This is a genomic window from Lysinibacillus sp. OL1, assembly GCF_004332175.1.
Taxonomy (GTDB): domain Bacteria; phylum Bacillota; class Bacilli; order Bacillales_A; family Planococcaceae; genus Lysinibacillus; species Lysinibacillus capsici.
In genome coordinates this window covers 1-19,550 of record NZ_SJDS01000025.1, presented here as the reverse complement: position 1 = coordinate 19,550, position 19,550 = coordinate 1, and the positions used below count along the sequence as shown (strand labels likewise).

Here is a 19,550-nt window from a genome sequence, read left to right as displayed (position 1 = left end):
GACTAACCTAGAAACTGCTGTAATGTGGGCTAACGCTTCAATCGCACGTAATTAAGAGCCTTCTTCGAAGGCTTTTTCTTTTGCTTTGAAAACTGCATCAAACAGCCATACAAATAAAAAGGACTGGTTTACGGGTGAGTAAGTATCTTAGGAATATTAGATATCGAAAAAGACTGTCATGTACTAGTAACCAATAGGGCGGAGTTTGGTGTGGTTTTGAGAGCAAAATAATAGTGTCAAAATATTATTACATATATGTTGAATTATGGTATATGGTGATGACAGGAGGCGATAAAATTGAAATCCCAAATACCAAATAACGCAACAGCTTTTCTTTTAAAATTTGTTAAACCGGAATATGAAAATGATTTTATTCAAGGTAAACTTCGTATGAATCCACTTAGTTATTTTATTAAGAGAGAAAAAGAAACTGGTGATAGAGGTGTAGGTGATGCTTTAGAAGCTTCAGCTGTATATGCAGATGTCGAATTGACATTAATGGATCCTGAAACAGATGAAGTTTTAGTAAAAGGCAAGGCTGAGAGAGTAAATCTTCATTCCAACGATAGAATTAAATCCCCAGTTTTGTGTATGTATTCTGTTGATAAAGATGTTTTACAAGTGGACTCCGAAGACGAAAGTACAATAGGGACTTTTCCTAGAATCGAAAAAGATGATCTAGATAAATTGATTTCAGATTTTGGGGATAATATGTTGATTATCAATGCAAAACTCTTTATGGATCGAGTAAAAGAAAAATGCGAGGAATTACAGATAGATTTTAAAGCAGGAAAAGTAAAGTATCATGATTTCAGTACAAACTATTCAGATCGAGTAAGTAAATACTTAGATCTAGACAGTTCCGAAATTTGTTTTATTAAGGATGATTACTTTAAAGCCCAGAATGAATATCGGTTACTATTGGAAAATGTAAGTACAGAAAGTTTCTATATTTTAGAAATCGGTGATATATCAGACTTAGTTACAAAATTTAAAATAAGTGATTTCTTCAGTGGGAGATACAAAATTATCTTAAAGAAAGAAATGATTAGCATCTAATTATAGATGCTTTTTTTATTTTACAAAGCAACTAGCATAATGGGGTGATTACAAAACAAACAAATGATGGAGGTGGTGGTGTATGAGATATGGCTAGACCGAGAAATCCGAAACGTGATGAAGCGTTTCAAATGTGGCTTGATAGTAAAGGGCAAATGCTTTTGAAGGATATAGCCGAACAATTAGAATTATCCGATTCGCAAATTCGAAAATGGAAGAACCAAGATAAATGGGATGACCATTTGAAAAGTAACGTTACTAAATCTAATGGTAACGTTACTAAACGAAGTAGAGGTGCTCCTGTAGGTAACAATAACGCAAAGGGCCATGGTGCACCAAAGCAAAATCAGAACGCAACAACACATGGATTCTTTGCTAAGTTCCTACCAGAAGAAACACTCGAAATCATGGAAGCAATGAATGAGCGTTCTCCAGCCGATTTAATCTGGGATCAAATACAAATTCAGTATGCCGCAATCATTCGAGCTCAACGAATCATGCACGTCGAATCAAAAGACGAGATGATTAAAGAACTTAAAAAAGCCAAATACGAATACTACCCACGGTCTAAAGAGGATGGTGGAGGTGTAGAAAAGGCTGTAACAGAAGAAGAATATGAATTCCAATTCGCATGGGAACGACAGGCGCAACTACTCACTGCTCAATCGAGAGCAATTGGGGAGTTGCGTTCTTCTATTCGTCAGTTTGTTGAGATGGCGGATCAGGATGATGAGCGCAGGTTGAAGCTTGAGCAGATGCAATTGAATATTGATAAGACGAAGGCTGAAATAGAAAAACTTGATAAGAAAGATGACGGACCTATGGAAATTGTCATCAAACGAAAGGGTGAGGATTAGTGGAGAAAGAAATTAATCCTCGTTTTGACGACTTTCTATTTGATTGGTCAACTAAATTTCAGTTTCTTGTTGGGGGTTACGGTTCTAGTAAGTCTTATCACGTGGCATTAAAACTGATTTTGAAGTTATTACAAGAAAAGCGTACAGCGCTGGTAGTGCGTGAAGTTTATGACACGCATAGGGATTCTACCTTTTCATTATTAGAAGAAATAGTGATTGATTTAGGGTTAGATGGACGAGTTAAATGCTTATCATCACCAATGCAAATTAGGTTTCCTAATGGCTCGAAAATCATCTTTAAAGGGATGGATAAGCCACAAAAGTTAAAGTCGATTAACAACATTTCGATTGTATGGCTAGAAGAGTGCTCAGAAATCAAATACGCAGGCTTTAAAGAACTGCTTGGTCGTTTACGCCACCCTACTTTAAAACTGCATATGATTCTTTCTACAAACCCGATAGGTACCGACAACTGGTCATATAAACACTTTTTCAAAGATGATTTAAATAAGCGATTAATTTTAGATGACGAGCTGTTATATGAACAAAAAACAATTATAACGAATGACACTTATTATCATCACTCTACTGCTGATGATAATTTATTTTTGCCTGAAAGTTATATTGCTCAATTGGATGAGTTGAAGGAATACGACCCAGATTTATATCGTGTAGCTCGTTTAGGTCGTTTTGGAGTAAATGGCGTGAAGGTTTTACCGCAATTTGAAGTGATGCCGCATGACAAAATGATGGAGTTTATCGAGAGTAAGCGACCATTTTTAACGTTTAGAGCTGGTATGGACTTCGGATTCGAGGAATCTTATAACGCACTTATTCGTGTGGTTGTTGATAAGCAACACAAGCACCTGTACATCTATTACGAATACTACAAAAATAAAATGACCGATGATAAAACGGCCATAGAAATTGCAGAATTTAAGGAATCAAAAGAGCGAATTCGTGCGGATAGTGCAGAACCTAAAACAATTGAGTTTTTTAGTCAACAAGGTTTTAACATGGTGGCTGCTCAAAAGTTCCAAGGTTCGCGGCTACAGTATACGAAAAAGATAAAGCGATTTAAAAAAATATTCTGCTCAGATCGATGCGAAAATACAATCTTCGAATTACAAACATTAACTTATAAGAAAAATAAGAACGATGAAGTAATACCTGATGAGTTTAGTATTGACCCACATACGTTAAGTGCTATTTGGTATGCACTTGATGATTATGAGGTAAGTGACTTGAAAGACAAGGTCGGGATATACCAACGTTTATTAGGAAGGTAGGTGAGAATATGAAATCCCTAGACCAAGCAAAAGAGATGCGTAATGACTTCATGCAAGGCAACGGCAAGGCGAATCAAAAAGATAAGCTGACCAGACAGATTGCTGGTGTTGGTCGTAAGCTATCGCATGATGAAATCACGAACTTATATGGTGATAGTCGCATTGTGCAAAATATCATCGATATTCCAGCCGAGGACATGACACGTAACTGGTTCACTTTGAAGATGGAGGATGAAAAGTTAGCTCGTAACATTATGAGTAAGCTTGCTGACCTTAAAGCCAAAAAAGCGTTTAAAGAAATGTTCACTTATGACCGTCTCCGTGGAGATGGTTTTATTTCGTTAGGAGTGAATCAGGCTAATAAATTTAAAATAAGCGAAGAGCTACAAATGGACAAATTAAACACAGTTGATTATTTGCACGCATTCAGCTCTTTAAAGGTAAACGAATTCTTAATTAATGAGGACGTATTCGATATTAAATACGGTCAGTTGGAGCAATTGCGTATTAATCGAGCATCAAGTCATGGTATTCAGACTCAAACATCAGAAGAGTCTGTACACATCTCTCGCTTACTTCACAGCCAAACAAGGCGAATGGAAGGGGAAGCACAAGGACGCTCACTTTTAGAGCCGTTATACGACATTCTCACGGTTTTTGATACATCTGTATGGTCAGTTGGTCAAATTCTTCATGATTTTACTTTTAAAGTATACAAATCTAAGGATATTGATAATTTAACATCACAAGATAAGCAACAATTGTCTATGATTATGGATTATATGTTTAGAACTGAAGCTTTGGCGATGATAGCAAATGATGAGGAACTGAAAAAAGAGGTAACGTCAGTAGGTGGTATTAACTATCTGTTGGATTTCGTATGGGACCTACTTGCTGGTGCTGCTCGTATGCCGAAAACAGTCATCAAAGGGCAAGAATCAGGGACCATTACTGGTGCTCAATATGATGTGATGAACTATTATTCACGCATCGTAGCAGATCAAGAGAATGATATGAAACCCCATCTAGAAAAGCTGATTCGTATGTTATTAATGGCCGAAAAGGAGCTCGGAGGACGTATTGACCCTGAATCATTAGAGTGGGAAATACAATTTAACCCTCTTTGGAACGTTGATGCTAAGACGGATGCTGAAATACGCAAGCTCGTTGCAGAAACAGATCAGATTTACTTACTCAATAATATTATTACCGCCGATGAAATCCGCGAGGCACGCTTTGGTCAGTTTGGGTTATCAGATACCCTTAAATTTAGTGGAGATGAAGCCGATTTGAAGAATCTTGCGGATAAAGTATACAAAGGATATCGTGACCGCCATGAGTAAAAAGGTTCCGATAACACGTTTCCCAGATGCTGCAGCCGTTACGTACAGTCGAGACATTCGAAAGATGATTCTTGAATTAGGAGATGAAACCCTAAAGCAGTTTGAAAAGTATGTAGTGCCATTGTTAAACGATCAACGGCAGGATTCTACAGAATACTTAGTTGATGGGATATTCGACAACATTAAACGAATGTTTAAAGCATTAGCGAAGAAAGCTTCTAAGTCATTCAGTGAGCAAAGAAGACTTTCAGCAGCTAAACGGTTCGTGAATAGTGTTAATCGGTTTAATAGGCATAACATTGCTAATCAACTTGCTGTAAGAGGGATTGATCTAGCGCAACGAGAACCATGGTTAGAGACATTCCTAGTCAATAAAATCCAAGTTAATGTGACCTACATCAAGAATATTGAGGATGATTATCGAAGCGAGGTTGAGAATGTCGTTCGAGATGGCGTGCGAGAAGGGCAATCAATCAAACAGATTCGTGAGTCAATACTTCAACGAGTGGATGTTGCTGAAAGTAGAGCGCAATTCTTAGCTGTTGACCAAGCTGGATCAATACTAGGTCAGATGACGGCCGAAAGGCATCAGAGTATAGGTATTGAAAAATTCGAATGGTATGATTCGGCTGATGAACGAGTACGAAAATCACACAAAGATCTTAACGGAAAGATATTTTCATACGATGATCCACCTACTGTTAACGGACGTGTTGTTTTGCCTGGTGAGGATTATCGTTGTAGGTGTGTGGCGATTCCTGTTTTTGATGACGATTGACAAACATTCAATTCCTGCTTTAAATAATTTTAAAGGGGGAATCTGAATGTTTAAGAAAAAAATAAGAAAACAAAAAAGTCGAGAAACGAAAAATATCAAACATTTGTTGAAAAATGATTATTTTAAAAACCATCCGTATCTTAAAGATACTCTTGAAGAAGCCCGTCTTTGTTATTGTGTAGGAGCTAATATAGCATCCCTTAGCATGTCTGTGGCTTTTATTGAGAAGCTTTTAAAAACGAGTATGGGACAACCTAGGAATATTAATAATCGTGATTCTCTTCATAATTTATTATGTAGTTATCATGATAACGAGATATTAGATAACGAATTACACTCTGAAATCGTAGCTATAAAAAATAGAAGAAATGATGAAATACATAGCTTAACGATTTATATTGAATTCCTTTATACATGGGAAATAGAGCAAGGAATAAGTGCAAGATCCACAAACGCAAAGAAAGCAATGGATATTGCAGAAAAAGTTTTTAATTTACTTGTTCTTAACTAAAAAATTATACTTTTAAACACTTGCTGAAATTTGGTAGGTGTTTTTCTTTCAATATAAGAAGGGAGGTGAAAAATTGAAACTACAACGCTACGACACATCTTATATAAAAGACTACATGGAAACACCAGAAGGGTATTTAACGGTCAATGTACCGATTACTCGTCCTGGTGTTTTTCCGTATCAACGACAAGATGGAACAGTTCAGATGGAGGCAAAATTGCCTGACGAAATATTTAGTGACAGAACCATACGTTCTGCACGCTCTAAGCCCGTCACTGACGGCCATCCTAATGAGCCAGTAACAATTGATAACTATCAAGCCTATGCAAAAGGTATGAGCCATACAGATTCTCGTGTAGAGGACTTCAAACTCTATATTTCGTTAACCGTTACAGACAAGGCTCTCATTGAAAAGATTCATCAGGGTTATAACGAAATTAGTATCGGTTTCTTATCGGATGTGGTTGCTGAAAGTGGGACTTATAACGGAGATCAGTATGAATATGTACAGCGTAATGTTGAGATAAATCACATTGCGATTGTAGAAAAAGGACGGGCAGGTCCCGAGGTTGCTATACGGGCAGATTCAGACGCATGGCAAATCGATGAAAAAGAAGGAGGAAACACTGAGATGGCAAAAATCAAAATTGAAGGTACAGAGTATGAGGTAGATCCAGCAGTAAAAGCACATATAGACGCTTTAAAAGCAAAAGAAGAAACGGCGAAGGCTAAAGGTGATAGTTTAGATACCTTACAAGGTCGATACGATGCGCTAGAAGTAAAGCTACAAAATACAGAGCAAGATCTTGCGAACGCAAAAGCAAAGCAGCTGTCCGAAGATGAGTTTGATAAAAAAGTAGAGGAACGTGTAGGGTTAATCAGCACAGCAAAACCTTTGCTCGGTGACTCATTTGATTTTACAGGTAAATCAGAGCGTGAAATCAAAGAAGCTGTCATTTCAACAACTAAACAGGACTTTAAAGGCGATGGTAAATCAGACGATTATATCAACGCTTTTTTTGATGCAACTGTGGAGCAAGTGCAGTCAAATGGCTTTTCTAGCACTGGTGCCAATATCGCATATACTGGCGATGCTGGCGGAAATAAAGATTTAGAAGAACTAAAAAATAAACGCTTAAACATGCGTTCGTAGGAGGACATACACATGCCTATTACAAATTACCCTGATTACATGCAGCCAGCGGGTAAAGCTGGTCAATTATCTAGTTATCAAGATTACACAGCGGACACTTATGCAGTTGAAGCCACAGTACCATTTGGTGCTGCCGTACAACTAAATGACACTGGCACAGCGATTAAGCCTATTGCCACTGGTGGCACAGTAATCGGTATTGCTTTAGCTCAAAATATCCATGATTACGTAGAGAAGAAAGACGACCAGAACTATCCAGTTGGTGAACCTGCAGCAATCGTTAAACGTGGTCGTATTTTTGTAGTTGCAGGTGGTGACGTTATCAACGGCCAAGCTGTAAAAGTTGATCCTGCTACTCAAAAATTTACTGTAGATGGTTCTGTCGAAGTGAAAAATGCAGTATTTAAAGCCAATGCTACAGCAGACCAATTAGTAGAAATCGAAATTAACTTACCTTAAGGGGGAAACTTTACATGACAATTCAATCGTATCGCGGAGATGCTTTAATCCGCCCACAAGACTTAAACGCAATTGATAAGCGTGTGTATGAACCACACGCATCAGAATTAAAGGCACGATCTATTTTTACTGTAAAAACTGATATACCAGCAGGGGCAAAAACGTATAGCTACGATGTTTTAACACGTTCAGGTGCTGCTAAAATTCTAGCACCAGGTGCAACGGATGTGCCGTTAGTAGATGCTGACTTAGAAGAAGAAACAGTAAAGATTTATTCAATCGCTGCTGCATTCAACATTTCAGTTCAGGAAGTTCGTGAAGCTCAGATGGCTGGTCGTGCTATCGACGTTACAAAGGCTGATACAGTTCGTAAAGCTATTGCAGAGAAAGAAAATCAAATTGCTTTTTCTGGTGACAAAACGCACAAAATTAAAGGGTTAACGGATGCAGTAGGGATTCAAGTGTACGCAACCCCACAGAACAAGGGTGGCACATCTACAAAATGGATTGATAAAACAGGCGAGGAAATTGTTGACGACATTATCGAAGCGAAATCTAAAGTTGATATGTTAAACGGCCATGAATCTGACACGTTACTCTTAACACCTGACGCAAAGAAGCAACTTCAAAAGAAAGTATTCAATGAATTTACGAAGCAAACTGCTTTACAGTATATTCAGTCAGAAAACTTCTTTAAACGCATTGAAACGATTAATGATCTAAAAGGAAAAGGATTAGCTAGCACAGATTGCTTTGTTGTCTTAGATTCTTCACCGGACGTTGTAGAACTTGGTATACCTTTAGATATCATGCGTCATCCACAAGAATACGCATTCCCAAATACCAAAGTGCCATTTGAAGAACGTACAACAGGCTTAATTATCCGTTATCCAATGGCTATTTGCCGTGCGGATGGAATTTAAGGGGGAATAATTGATGTTAGTACAAAACAAAGGTAATCATTCGTACACAGCCAATGATTTAACTCTTAATCCAGGTACAAATAAAGTGGATGAGAAGGACTTTGAACGTTTTCTAACTCATCCACTGATGAAGCACCTCAATGACAAAGGTGAATTTGTCTATGACAGTGACAAAGCAAGACCTTCGGCCAAGGATGCGATTGCAATGATTGAAGATGCATTCGATATCGATATGTTGGAAACTCTAAAAGCTGAAGAAGATCGTAAAACAGTACTGGATGCCATCAATAAACGCATTGAAGAATTGAAAAATCCCGAAAAATAGGAGGGATTCACATGCTATTAACGTCATTAGAGCGCATTCGTATGCTAAGTGATGAATTTACTTCTATTTCAGATGACCGATTAACGATGTACATCGAGGATGCCTCACTTGAAGTGTCCTCTTTGTCTGTCCCAGAGTTATATCAAGAGCGATTAGCACGTTATTTGGCTGCTCATTTAGCTGCTTTAAGTGTAGCTAAGGGCCAATCAGTAATCCGCGAGAAAGTCGATGTTATTGAGCGTCAATACAGTGATCCGAACAAAAATATCGGTTTGTTAGGGACGAAATATGGTCAAGAATATCAACGAATTATGGATGAATTGGCTGATCAATTAAAACCAAAGAAATCGATTAATTTGGTGGTGTTGTAATGGGTGTACGAATAAGAATAAGGGGTACTAATCGAATCCCGCAATTAGTGCAATCTATACGAGAGCTCAAAGACTTTGAAATAGAAATTGGTATTTTTGGAAGTGATGACTCTTTTTATGCCATGATAGCAGCTGTTCACGAATTTGGTATCACTATACGTAAAGAAAGAGGGTCCATAGTGATTCCCGAACGTTCTTTTTTGAGGTCTACATTTGACGAAAAGAATAGTGAATGGGCCAAATTCGTGAAGAAACAACTACCTAAACTGTTAGATGGACAAATGAACGCTCGTACTATTTGTGAACGGTTAGGAGCAAAGATGGTAGGGGATATTCAAAGGAAGCTCACACAATTAGATGATCCGCCTAACGCTCCTTCAACGGTGGCTCAAAAGGGGTCTAGTAATCCATTGATTGACAAAGGTGGCTTACGTCAAAGAATTACGTATAAGGTGGTGACTCGATAATGCCAGAAAAAATGTTATTTGCATCCGTTATTCATGATCAAGGAGTACCGTTTATTGCTCATTTAATGGGCGATGGCGGCTATGTAGATGGTGAATGGGTAAATGGTGTAGTAGTTCCAACTGAATTGACAGGCATCATCCTACCACTTAGTAATGATGATTTAAAGTACGATGAAAACGGTACTTATACAGTGAAAGAAAAGAAGCTTCTAACGGTAGATCAAATACCTGAGGGCATTAAGGTTGAGTACAATGATCAAAAATACACTGTACAAGCCTTCAAAGACTTTTCTGAGTATACAGACGTAAACATCTACTTAATGAGGTGGCGAGAAAAATGAATTTAGTTAAATTGATTCGTAAACAACTCGCAGCAGATACCACATTAACGGTAATTAGGGCTGATCAAACAGGAGACATACCAAAATTTCCTTATGCGACTTATAAAGTAATAGGTGATCGCAAAGGTATAGGGCAAGAAGATGTATCCCACGTTAATAAGTCTGATGCCTTATCAGAAACACGAATACAAGAACGCAATGCAACTATTTCTTTTAACACATATGGAACTTCGCATGATAACGCTTATGAAGTGGCTACACAGCTTCGAAAGTGGTTTGAATGGCGAGGTTCTTTGTATTTAGATGAGATTAATGTTGTCATTGTAAATCTTACTGATGTAACAAATCGTACTACCTTTTTGTTAGATTCTTATGATGAAAAATGGGGATTTGATGTGATCATTCGTTACCTTGATATTGATGAACACGACATTGATTACTTTGACAAAGTGGAGTACGAAATAATTAGAGATAGGGAGTGAGTAAATGTCACGTTTCGTAACTGTAAACATAACACGCGAGACTAAGCCAGTATCTGAAGCAGGTTTTGGCTTACCTCTTATGTTAGCAACTAGTAAAGAGTTGGATTATAAAATTTACACAGATATTAGTGAAGTATCAAAGGATTTCACTGAAACAACTCGGGAATATAAACTTGCATCTCGTATGTTTGGACAATCACCTAAAATTGCAGAGCTTGCTTGTTATGGTGTTCCTTATGTGCCTGATGCAGATGATGTGACAGTTCTAACAGGAGCTCTTAATGAGCTGGCACAATTAAACAACGAATTTTTCTATCTTGTGTGTCCTGAAAACGGAGATAAAGAAATCAAGGCGCTTGCTGAATGGATGTCTACACAAGAAAAGTTTTATGGAGCTACTACTGAAAGTGTAGCACTCATTGAAGAATTAAATGGGAAATATGAAAACACCTTCCTTTCAGCACATGACGATCCAGAGGCTTTTCATGCTGAAGGTTTAATAGCTCAATCAGCACCAAAAGAAATCGGTTCATTTACATGGACATTTAAACAAGTGAATGGGGTAGGAGCAGCAAAATTAACTACTACTGAAATTAATTCTGTTATTGAAAACAATGGAACAACTTGTATCAACGAGATGGGCATATTGTTAAACGCTTCAGGCAAGGTTTTAAGTGGCGATTACATCGATGTTGTTCAATCAGATTACTTTTTACGAGCACGGCTACGAGAAGATGTTTTCAGAACGCTTGCAGTAGTTGAAAAGATTCCTTATACAAACGAAGGGATTGCAAAAATTGTTGATGTGATGGATACACGTTTTAAATCAGCATATCGCCAAGGGATTATCGCTACAAATGATGCTGGTGAACCTGATTACACGATTAGTTATCCACTCAGATCAGAAATACCTAAGAATAAAATTGCGCAGCGTATTCTACCAGATATAAAGTTCCGAGTAGTTATTGCTGGAGCAATTGAAGGGACAGAAATCAATGGCGTTCTGACGCTATAGACGGGAGGTACTACAGATGGCTAAAAACGTATTTAACTTCAAAGATACGGTTGGCATCGTAGGAGGCATCATTTTAACAGGATACATGGATGGTACACCTATCGAAGCTGAAAAAAACGAAGATACCTACTCACAACATGTTGGTGCAGATGGTTCAGTATCTTATAACGAATCAAATGATGAAACAGGTACTTTTACGATTACTTTAAAACAGGATTCCAGTGTTTTAGGACCTTTAGAAGCATTGCGTAAATCAAAAGAATCATTCAATGTCTCTTTCACTGATACAAAAAGAGGGAAACGAGTAACAGGGGAAGATTGTCGTTTCCAAAAGAACGCACCTTTTAGTCGCGGGGCAGAAATCGAAGGTGTGGAATATACAATTTTAGCAGCACATTATAAGGAGGACTAAATAATATGACATTTACACCAAAAACAAAGGAATTCAAATCAACTGCAGGTAATGAATATACATTCCAAAATGTACAGAATTCTAAGCAAGCAGAGATTCTTGACGTAGGAACAGGGTTACAAGGGAAAATTTTAAATTCGAAAATGATGCCACAATTATTAAAACATGTTGTAGTTGTACCAAACAATTTGACTATGGATGACTTTGATACATGGGCAGAGTTAGAAGAAGTAACTAACGCTGCCTTTTCCTTTCTTCGAACAGGAAAGTAATAAATTAAAAAACATATCAGGGGTGCAGAGCATCCCTTCTTTTTATGAAAAAGCAGCAGGTGAAAAGTGGTGGAAATATGCTATCGGATATCACTACAAAATTAATCCACATTCAGTGGAACAGTGGGATAACGATACCATTCTAGAAACACTTGCATCCTTAAAGATGTTAGGGGTGATTAAATGACCAGTGCTAGCATGCGTGATATGTATGTAGGTATCTATTTCAGGGACGAAGCAACAACAACTTTACAGCATTTGAATCAGGTCATGGATAACATTGAAGATGAAATAGTCAATGTTGGACAAGGATTAACTCATACGACTCAGGGCTTTAACCATTTTGGTCATGCAGGTATATCAGCTTCACAAAACGTTGCACACGGATTAAATAATGCCGAAACGGAGGCAGGACAATTAAATCAAGAAGTTCAACACGTTAGTAAGACATTAAATGGTTTTAAATCAATGATGCGTGGTCTAGCAGGGATAGTTGCAGGTGTATTTGCTGTTAATAAGGTGAAAGAATTTGGTTTAAGTGCTATTGAGTCAGCAGCAGGGTTTAAAGCTCTTGATGCACAGTTTGACCAAGTTTTCGAAGAAGCCCCAAAACATGCTATGCAGGGCCTTAATGATATAGCAAAGCAAACAGGGATGTTACCAGAGAGGCTCCAAGGAAGCTTTACCAGAATAGCAGCATTTGCGAAAACTACAGGAGTAGATACGGCAGATGCTTTAGATTTAACTAAACGAGCAACTTTAGCAGCTGCTGATAGTGCTGCTTTTTATGATCGCTCAATTGAAGAAGTAATAGAAAATATGCAGTCTTTCCTAAAAGGGAATTATGAAAACGATGCAGCATTAGGTATCTCAGCTACAGAGTTCACAAGAAATGCCGCAGCTATGGAAAAGTTCGGGAAAAAGTTTAATGATTTAACAGAGTTCCAAAAACAGGACACTTTAATGAAGATGGTAGAAGACGGAAACCGACTTTCTAAAGCGTTAGGACAAGCAGCAAATGAATCTGATGCGTATGAAAACCAACTAGGTAACATGAAGCAAGCGTGGATGAATTTCAAGGGGAAAATCGGAGGACCTTTACTTCAACCATTCGTAGATTCTATGCAATCAGCGTCGCAGTGGATGGAAAACTTAGATACTGACAAGTTGGTCAATAAAATCGATCAAGTAGTTTCTTTTGTTGGAACTGCAAAAGAGACAGTGATGTCTTTGGTATATGATACTGGTGAAGTATCAGACTTATGGCAAAACTTTGGCTTACCTAAAGGAACAAGCGACCAAATTGCATCTTTTGCAGACACCATGAAAACTACATTAGTAGCAGGTATTGGTGCAGCAAGTACAGCTTTTGAAGGTTTTAAAAACGGTATCAGTTGGATGATTGACAATAAAGAGGTAGTTATAGCTACAACAGCAGGTATTGCAGGTGCATTCGCAACATTTAAAGTAATTTCTACAGTCAACACTCTAATGACAGCGTATCAAGCTAGTACATTCGCGTCTACAGTAGCTACGCAAGGGTTTAATGCTGCTTTGAGGGCTAATCCGATTGGTATGGTCGTTACTGGTGTTGGTTTTCTTATTGCAGGTGGAGTAGCATTATATCAAAATTGGGATACCGTTAAAACTAAGGCTATACAACTATGGCAAGTTATTGATAATAATCCTATCCTCTCTTTTTTAACTGGACCAATAGGAATGTTAATTAAGGCAGGTGTTACGATTTATCAAAATTGGGATACTATCACCAATAACTTCAATAGATTTAAAAATGCAATCACAAATTTCAAATTACCAGGGTGGGTTACTTCCATCGGAAGCACTATTGGTAAAGCAGCAGGGGCCGTTGGTAACTTTATCAGTGGTTCTCACGCTACAGGTCTTGAAAACGTACCTTACGATGGATACGTGGCCGAGTTGCATAAAAACGAGGCTGTTTTAACTGCTCAACAATCCAATACACTTCGTTCGATGGGGATACTTTCATCTAACAGTGATGGCACACCAGCGATTGATATGTCAGCAGGAATAAGGTCTACCAACAGCGACAATCAAAATACTAACGGTTTAGTGTCCAGTAATTCCAGTATACCTAACGCTGAAGGTCCTTCTTTAGAATCTAGTGTAGTACCTGGAGCTCAAGGTCATCAAATCAATATTGATATGCCGATTCATATAAATGCATCTACAGATAAAATTAATGAAATTGCTCGATTAATTAAAGAAAAAGTGCCTCCTATTGTACGAGAAGTCATTTCAGATATCATAGATACAGAATTTCAGTCTATTTAGGTGGTGATAGGAATGCCGTACATTAAAGATGTATTAATCGATGTAATTACAAAGGTGTCAATGCCTGAGTCCTCTACTACAACTGACCATGCGCTTGAAGATGGCGAGCAGATAACTGATCATGTGAAAAGTAATCCTATCACCATCACCCTAACAGGTGTAATTCTTGATGATACAGAAGCAAAAGTGCTGAAACTTCGAGAATACCGAGAAAAAGGTACAATAATTGATTTTGATTACATGACAAAGTTAAATCACATGGTTATAACTGACTTCAACCGTGATTACGAAGCTAGAGTAAAAGACGGCTACGCCTTCACAATGACGCTCAAACAAATAAAAGTAGGTAAGGTTGCTAAGTTTGTTAGTGTATCTATCCCAGTTAAAAAGCAGACAAAGGCTGTTACAAAAAAGGGTCGACAACAAACGAAAAAGACACCTACTACAACAGCAAAAACCACTAAAGAAAAATACACAACACCACCTAAAAGTTCATCAGGTGGTTGGGCAGGAATGGAGGGGCGTAAGTAATGGATGAATATATTGACATCGATAAAAATGAGATACCATATTCCTTTGAAATAGAGCTTGCAGGAGAAGTGTTTGAAATTGAAATCAATTACAATCAAGCTCATGACTTTTTCACTGTAGATTTATTCAAAGATGGTGGTGTTTTAGTTATTGGAGAAAAACTAATCCTTAACCGCCCTTTATTCAGAAACCTTGTAAACATTGACTTGCCAAAGATACAAATAATTCCCAAAGACCGAGCTAATTCAGCTACTCGTATTACCAACGAAAACCTGAACGAGACGGTCTTTTTATATGTGGTAGGTGAATCAAATGAGTAATTTATTCATGCGAAAAACTACTTTTTTAGTGAGTAACCGAGAAATTACGGATCCACTCACAATTAAATTTAGCGTCCCATTTGGCGACAATGAAAAAGTAGATACGATTGATATTCAAGTTTATAACCTCAAGGATGAAACTATTAATTCAATTTCTATAAATCAAGCTGCTATTTTAAGCGCTGGCTATATTGATGATAACGGAGTAATTTTTAGCGGTTCACTAAAGAAAAAAGAAACGAAGTGGGAAGGGTTAGATAAGATCACTACATTTAAGTGTGTTGATTGTAGTTTGGATTATACAAATGGTGTTGTGAAACGAACGTATGGACGAAATACTCACGCATCACTCATATTGCGAGAATTAGCCCGTGATGCAGGACTTGCTATCGGGGATATAGATTTACCAGTCGATTTTGTGTATCGCTCAGGTAAAGTACTTAATGGCAAAATCAAATTCCAAATCGCTGAAATCGCGAAGGATTGCAAAGCAAAACAGTATGTAAATAAAAACAGGCTTTATGTACGTGACCGAGCTAAAGGTAACAACATCGGTCTTGATATATCGAAAGAAACAGGATTAATCGATGATCCAGAAGAAGTTGAAGAAGAAGTAAAGACCGAGAAAAAAGTTGAGAAAAAAAGTGAAAGAAAGAATGGAAAAACAGATAAAAAAAGCGAGGAAAAAAAGTCTGTATCTAAGCCTGCTAAGAAAAAACTTAAAGGCTACAAAATTAAGATGTTGTTAAATCATAAAGTCACAACAGATGTCATTATTAAACTAACGTCCAGAAATGTTAGCGGACTGTTTCGGGTATCAAAAGGTGAGCATAAAGGGGATACGTCAGGAACAGAATACTACACAGAATGCGAGGTGGTGCCATTATGACGACATCTATTGGTCAGTTTGTAGGGGATTCAATTGAAGAAAGTTTGATGAACATGAATACTTGTTTGATCTGTGAAATACTTGAAATTGATATGAATCTTTTTAAGGCGGATGTTCTACCAAAGAATGATCCAGAAGCTACGCCTATATTGGATGTTCCGATAGCTTTCCATCAAACAGATCAATTTATAATCCAAATACCTTACAAGAAAGGGGATCTAGTGCTTGTAGTTTGTTCCCAAGCTGATATAGACCCACTATTGTTTGGTGGTGGTGAAGCTGCAAGTCGTTCATTTAGTGCTAATGATGCCTTAATAGTTGGTGGTATTAACCTTTTTACGTCTCCAATTCAAAATGAACATCCTGATGATGTGGTTATCGGGACTAAGGATTTTCAAACAAAAATCGTATTAAAAGAGGATGGAGAAATCATGGTGAAATCATCCAAATTTAAAGTTGAAGCTGAAGATATAGAATTTACAGCTGGCAATATTACTGCGAATGGTAAGGATTTAACTACAGCTTCAGTGTAGGAGGTGGGAGGTGGGTTATGCACACACTTAAATATGACGATGATGGTGATTGGGTGCTAAATGAGCTTGTGCATGGTGACGATCAACTAATTCAGAATTATAAGCATCTATTACGTACGCGAGTAAAAGAATGGATGTTTAACGATTATCACGGTTTTAGGCGAGATGTAATCGAAAAAAAGCTACCAAATAAAAAGGAAATTGTACAAGCTATGCATGATTGTTTGTATCAAGAACCGCGTACAGCAGAGGTACTAAGTGTAGAATATGACTTCAATCGGATAAAACGGCATTTATCTATAAATTTCAAAGCACGCACGACACTTGGAACGGAGGTAGGAGGTGAAGTAGTTGTTAACCAAATTTGGGTTTAAAAGAATGAGGACGGTTGATTATTTACCAATCATCGAAGAACAGGCCCGAGAGTTGTTTGGAGAAGACGCAGATTTATCAGATCTTACGCCATTAGGTAAATTCATCCACTTACAAGCCCAACAAAGGGCGGAAGATAATGAGGAGCTTGAACATGTCTATAATTCTCGCTTTGTTGATACAAGTGAAGGAGCATCTTTAGAATCAAATGTTATACGTGTAATCACACGCAAACATTGGATTAAAGCCACTGGCGAGGTCGTAGTTAATTTAGACAAAGGTGCCAAAATAAATATAGATGATTTGTTTAGAACACGATATAACGTATATTTTAAAGCATTAGAGGCTGTTGATGCTGTAGAAGATGGCAATTATCGTGTACCTGTCGAAGCCCTTGAATATGGAGCTATCGGCAATGTAGAACCTCATGACATATCAATCATTGTAAATCCGCAGAGTGGCATCAATTCGGTAACGAATCCAGATGCTTTTTTTAATGGTCAAGATGAGGAAACGGATGAAAAATTGCAGGACCGTTATTATGAATCATTAGGAAAGTTAGGTTCTAGGCGTATTGAGTCAATTGAAGCAAATGTTCTTGATGAAGTAGAAGGATTACGTGCAGCCATTGCGATTGAAAATGATACAAACGAAGTTGATGCTGAAGGGCGTCCTCCACATTCTGTAGAAACTGTTGTATTAGGTGGCTTAGATGAAGATGTTGCAATGGCTATCTTCAGAAAAAAAGGTGGTGGTATACGTGCTTATGGCTCTACAGTCTACACTTATACAGACAACAGAGGTATTGTGCATGAAATAGGCTTTACACGAGCTACAACCGTCCCTATTTACGTCAAGATATTTATCAAAAAAGGTAAACAATATCCGTTGAATGGGGATGATTTGGCTATTGCTCAAGTAATTAAATATGTTGGTGGTACATACAACGGAACGCTTTATCCTGGTGTAGGTATGAGTACCGATGTTGTTTGTACTAAAGCAGAAGCCCGTGTTTTATCCATTGATGGTGTTGATGATGTGAGGGTTGAGTTTTCTATCGATGAACTTACTTATGAAGCTCGCAATGTAGTTATTGCATTTCCAGAAGTTGCAGAAACTGATACGAGCAAAATTGAGGTGTTGCCTCTTGAATAATCAAAGATTGCAAACGTTATTAGATCGTATGCCTCAGCAATTTTCTCAAAAGGAGGATAGTAATAACTATAAACTGCTTAAAATTATTGCTGAGAATAGCGTAGAAAACCTTTCTATTCAGCAAACTATTTTAAAGTATTGGGACGTGGATCGGTCAGAAGGTTACGGATTAGACCGATTAGGTAAAGACGAGGGCATTTCTCGCGGTAGTTGGGATGATGAGGAGTATCGTAAGATGATAAAAATTCAATGCATTCTAAATCTTTCTGAGGGTGACATTGAAACAATGAACCAAATCATGGATGCCTATATGGGCCATGATTTCATTGGTTTTGAGGAAGGTTGGCGAGAGTTTGAGCCAGCAACATTGTTACTTAATGTCCGTTCATCAGCTAAAAGCATTCCTGATGAACTAGTTAAAAGAATCAAGACTGCAGGTGTCGGCATTTATATTTTTTTAAATGAGTTAAATGAATTCTTGATACTACACGCTGGCACTTATGCATGGCAAATAAATCATAAAATTTGTGGTCGTTTTAAAACAGCTAAAACTCATGGTGCACTTGGAAATGAAGTGTTAATTGTTTCTAATAATGCTTATGGTTTTATTATGAACAATCGGATTTGTGGAAGATTTAGAGCAGGAGGTGTGAGGAATTGAATGAAATACAACCATTGATGATAGATTTAACACAACAATTTTTAAGTAACCTTGTAGCAGGAGCCAAGGTGACTATTGATGGGGTCGTACATGACAAAGAAATCTATCATACTAGCACAAAGTATGGACTAAGAAAGTATGTGAAATTGTCTTTAGAAAAAGGCTTAGTTACACGTGCTACTTTAGTCGATAGTTATGGGCGTGAATTGTACGTTAAAACAATGAATTATCAAAAGGGTTCACAGGGGTATGTTATCGCATTTCCTCTACAACTGGAAGCGAAGGAAGTGAAAGTAAGTGAATAATCTAATGAATGGCGAAATACCTTTAAAATTCAAAGAAAACCCTTATGAACGTACTCAATGGCATGATGATGTCACGGACCGTGTGACAGGAGAAATTATCGATGATGGCACACCATTCATGTCTGAATTCGCAAATAATTTTGAGTGGGGAATCTACAACGCTTATCGTGTTTTAATAGAACACGCTCGTCAAATGCAACGAATACAAGTTCAACTTGAGTTAGATGGCCGTGTACCAGGAAACAGTGGAACATTTGCAGATACACTTGATGGCAGCTCTAACAAAATTAAATTAGATTCAGCCTTAACAGACATTATCGAGGCTGTTATAGCTGGAACAACTACTTTAAAAGTGGCTAGTGTTGATGGTTTTACACCATTTACGCAAGTCACTATTTTTGATGATACAAATAC

Annotated in this window: 28 protein-coding genes; all 28 read left to right on the top strand. The window is 37.6% G+C overall.

What is annotated here, in order from left to right; translation table 11 throughout:
* The first annotated feature begins 297 nt into the window (after positions 1 to 297).
* Positions 298 to 1,059 (top strand): hypothetical protein, encoded by a 762-nt coding sequence (locus EW028_RS23875; protein ID WP_131522699.1) that lies wholly within the window; start codon positions 298 to 300, stop codon positions 1,057 to 1,059.
* An 89-nt stretch (positions 1,060 to 1,148) separates the two neighbouring features.
* Complete coding sequence (terS, locus tag EW028_RS23870; RefSeq protein ID WP_131522698.1) at positions 1,149 to 1,916, top strand: phage terminase small subunit; 768 nt, start codon at positions 1,149 to 1,151, stop codon at positions 1,914 to 1,916.
* Complete coding sequence (locus EW028_RS23865; RefSeq protein ID WP_131522697.1) at positions 1,916 to 3,205, top strand: PBSX family phage terminase large subunit; 1,290 nt, start codon at positions 1,916 to 1,918, stop codon at positions 3,203 to 3,205. The genes terS and EW028_RS23865 overlap by 1 nt, the downstream gene beginning before the upstream one ends.
* Before the next feature lie 8 nt (positions 3,206 to 3,213).
* The gene (locus EW028_RS23860; RefSeq protein WP_131522696.1) at positions 3,214 to 4,548 is read left to right on the top strand and encodes an anti-CBASS protein Acb1 family protein; all 1,335 of its coding nucleotides are present in this window, start codon (positions 3,214 to 3,216) and stop codon (positions 4,546 to 4,548) included.
* On the top strand, positions 4,541 to 5,326 hold the full coding sequence (locus tag EW028_RS23855) for a minor capsid protein (RefSeq protein WP_131522695.1): 786 nt from the start codon (positions 4,541 to 4,543) through the stop codon (positions 5,324 to 5,326). The genes EW028_RS23860 and EW028_RS23855 overlap by 8 nt, the downstream gene beginning before the upstream one ends.
* Before the next feature lie 46 nt (positions 5,327 to 5,372).
* Complete coding sequence (locus EW028_RS23850) at positions 5,373 to 5,837, top strand: hypothetical protein (RefSeq protein WP_131522694.1); 465 nt, start codon at positions 5,373 to 5,375, stop codon at positions 5,835 to 5,837.
* Between the two features lie 73 nt (positions 5,838 to 5,910).
* Positions 5,911 to 6,990, top strand: a complete 1,080-nt coding sequence (locus EW028_RS23845) for a DUF2213 domain-containing protein (RefSeq protein ID WP_131522693.1) — start codon at positions 5,911 to 5,913, stop codon at positions 6,988 to 6,990.
* 12 nt (positions 6,991 to 7,002) lie between these two features.
* Positions 7,003 to 7,449 carry a structural cement protein Gp24 gene (locus EW028_RS23840; RefSeq protein WP_131522692.1) on the top strand — a complete coding sequence of 149 codons (447 nt, stop codon included), beginning with the start codon at positions 7,003 to 7,005 and terminating at the stop codon, positions 7,447 to 7,449.
* A 14-nt stretch (positions 7,450 to 7,463) separates the two neighbouring features.
* Positions 7,464 to 8,372: a DUF2184 domain-containing protein gene (locus tag EW028_RS23835; RefSeq protein ID WP_227745016.1), complete on the top strand. Its 909-nt coding sequence runs from the start codon at positions 7,464 to 7,466 to the stop codon at positions 8,370 to 8,372.
* 13 nt (positions 8,373 to 8,385) lie between these two features.
* Positions 8,386 to 8,697 (top strand): hypothetical protein, encoded by a 312-nt coding sequence (locus tag EW028_RS23830; protein WP_131522691.1) that lies wholly within the window; start codon positions 8,386 to 8,388, stop codon positions 8,695 to 8,697.
* Positions 8,698 to 8,708: 11 nt separating this feature from the next.
* Complete coding sequence (locus EW028_RS23825; RefSeq protein WP_131522690.1) at positions 8,709 to 9,068, top strand: DUF4054 domain-containing protein; 360 nt, start codon at positions 8,709 to 8,711, stop codon at positions 9,066 to 9,068.
* Positions 9,068 to 9,535, top strand: a complete 468-nt coding sequence (locus EW028_RS23820) for a hypothetical protein (protein ID WP_227745015.1) — start codon at positions 9,068 to 9,070, stop codon at positions 9,533 to 9,535. Before EW028_RS23825 ends, EW028_RS23820 begins: the two co-directional genes overlap by 1 nt.
* A complete protein-coding gene (locus EW028_RS23815; RefSeq protein WP_131522689.1) occupies positions 9,535 to 9,876 on the top strand; it encodes a hypothetical protein in 342 nt (113 codons plus the stop codon). The genes EW028_RS23820 and EW028_RS23815 overlap by 1 nt, the downstream gene beginning before the upstream one ends.
* Positions 9,873 to 10,358, top strand: coding sequence for a phage neck terminator protein (locus EW028_RS23810; protein ID WP_131522688.1), 486 nt, complete (start codon positions 9,873 to 9,875; stop codon positions 10,356 to 10,358). The genes EW028_RS23815 and EW028_RS23810 overlap by 4 nt, the downstream gene beginning before the upstream one ends.
* A gap of 4 nt (positions 10,359 to 10,362) precedes the next feature.
* Entirely contained in the window at positions 10,363 to 11,373 is a 1,011-nt protein-coding gene (locus EW028_RS23805; RefSeq protein WP_131522687.1) for a DUF3383 family protein, read from the top strand.
* 16 nt (positions 11,374 to 11,389) lie between these two features.
* Positions 11,390 to 11,785 carry a phage structural protein gene (locus tag EW028_RS23800; RefSeq protein ID WP_131522686.1) on the top strand — a complete coding sequence of 132 codons (396 nt, stop codon included), beginning with the start codon at positions 11,390 to 11,392 and terminating at the stop codon, positions 11,783 to 11,785.
* A gap of 5 nt (positions 11,786 to 11,790) precedes the next feature.
* Entirely contained in the window at positions 11,791 to 12,057 is a 267-nt protein-coding gene (locus EW028_RS23795; protein ID WP_131522685.1) for a hypothetical protein, read from the top strand.
* A 22-nt stretch (positions 12,058 to 12,079) separates the two neighbouring features.
* Positions 12,080 to 12,244, top strand: a complete 165-nt coding sequence (locus tag EW028_RS25450) for a hypothetical protein (RefSeq protein WP_193767467.1) — start codon at positions 12,080 to 12,082, stop codon at positions 12,242 to 12,244.
* Entirely contained in the window at positions 12,241 to 14,370 is a 2,130-nt protein-coding gene (locus tag EW028_RS23790) for a phage tail tape measure protein (RefSeq protein WP_131522684.1), read from the top strand. Before EW028_RS25450 ends, EW028_RS23790 begins: the two co-directional genes overlap by 4 nt.
* Positions 14,371 to 14,382: 12 nt before the next feature.
* The gene (locus EW028_RS23785) at positions 14,383 to 14,901 is read left to right on the top strand and encodes a phage baseplate protein (protein ID WP_131522683.1); all 519 of its coding nucleotides are present in this window, start codon (positions 14,383 to 14,385) and stop codon (positions 14,899 to 14,901) included.
* A complete protein-coding gene (locus EW028_RS23780; protein WP_131522682.1) occupies positions 14,901 to 15,221 on the top strand; it encodes a phage baseplate plug family protein in 321 nt (106 codons plus the stop codon). Before EW028_RS23785 ends, EW028_RS23780 begins: the two co-directional genes overlap by 1 nt.
* Positions 15,214 to 16,110: a phage protein gene (locus tag EW028_RS23775; RefSeq protein WP_131522681.1), complete on the top strand. Its 897-nt coding sequence runs from the start codon at positions 15,214 to 15,216 to the stop codon at positions 16,108 to 16,110. Before EW028_RS23780 ends, EW028_RS23775 begins: the two co-directional genes overlap by 8 nt.
* On the top strand, positions 16,107 to 16,643 hold the full coding sequence (locus EW028_RS23770) for a Gp138 family membrane-puncturing spike protein (RefSeq protein ID WP_131522680.1): 537 nt from the start codon (positions 16,107 to 16,109) through the stop codon (positions 16,641 to 16,643). The genes EW028_RS23775 and EW028_RS23770 overlap by 4 nt, the downstream gene beginning before the upstream one ends.
* A 17-nt stretch (positions 16,644 to 16,660) precedes the next feature.
* Entirely contained in the window at positions 16,661 to 17,017 is a 357-nt protein-coding gene (locus tag EW028_RS23765) for a contractile injection system sheath initiator (RefSeq protein WP_131522679.1), read from the top strand.
* Positions 16,995 to 18,170, top strand: coding sequence for a baseplate J/gp47 family protein (locus EW028_RS23760; protein ID WP_131522678.1), 1,176 nt, complete (start codon positions 16,995 to 16,997; stop codon positions 18,168 to 18,170). The genes EW028_RS23765 and EW028_RS23760 overlap by 23 nt, the downstream gene beginning before the upstream one ends.
* Entirely contained in the window at positions 18,163 to 18,831 is a 669-nt protein-coding gene (locus EW028_RS23755; RefSeq protein ID WP_131522677.1) for a hypothetical protein, read from the top strand. The genes EW028_RS23760 and EW028_RS23755 overlap by 8 nt, the downstream gene beginning before the upstream one ends.
* The gene (locus EW028_RS23750) at positions 18,828 to 19,136 is read left to right on the top strand and encodes a hypothetical protein (RefSeq protein ID WP_131522676.1); all 309 of its coding nucleotides are present in this window, start codon (positions 18,828 to 18,830) and stop codon (positions 19,134 to 19,136) included. The genes EW028_RS23755 and EW028_RS23750 overlap by 4 nt, the downstream gene beginning before the upstream one ends.
* The coding region (locus tag EW028_RS23745; protein WP_227745014.1) for a hypothetical protein at positions 19,129 to 19,550 on the top strand (422 nt) is incomplete at its 3' end. The genes EW028_RS23750 and EW028_RS23745, both read left to right, overlap by 8 nt.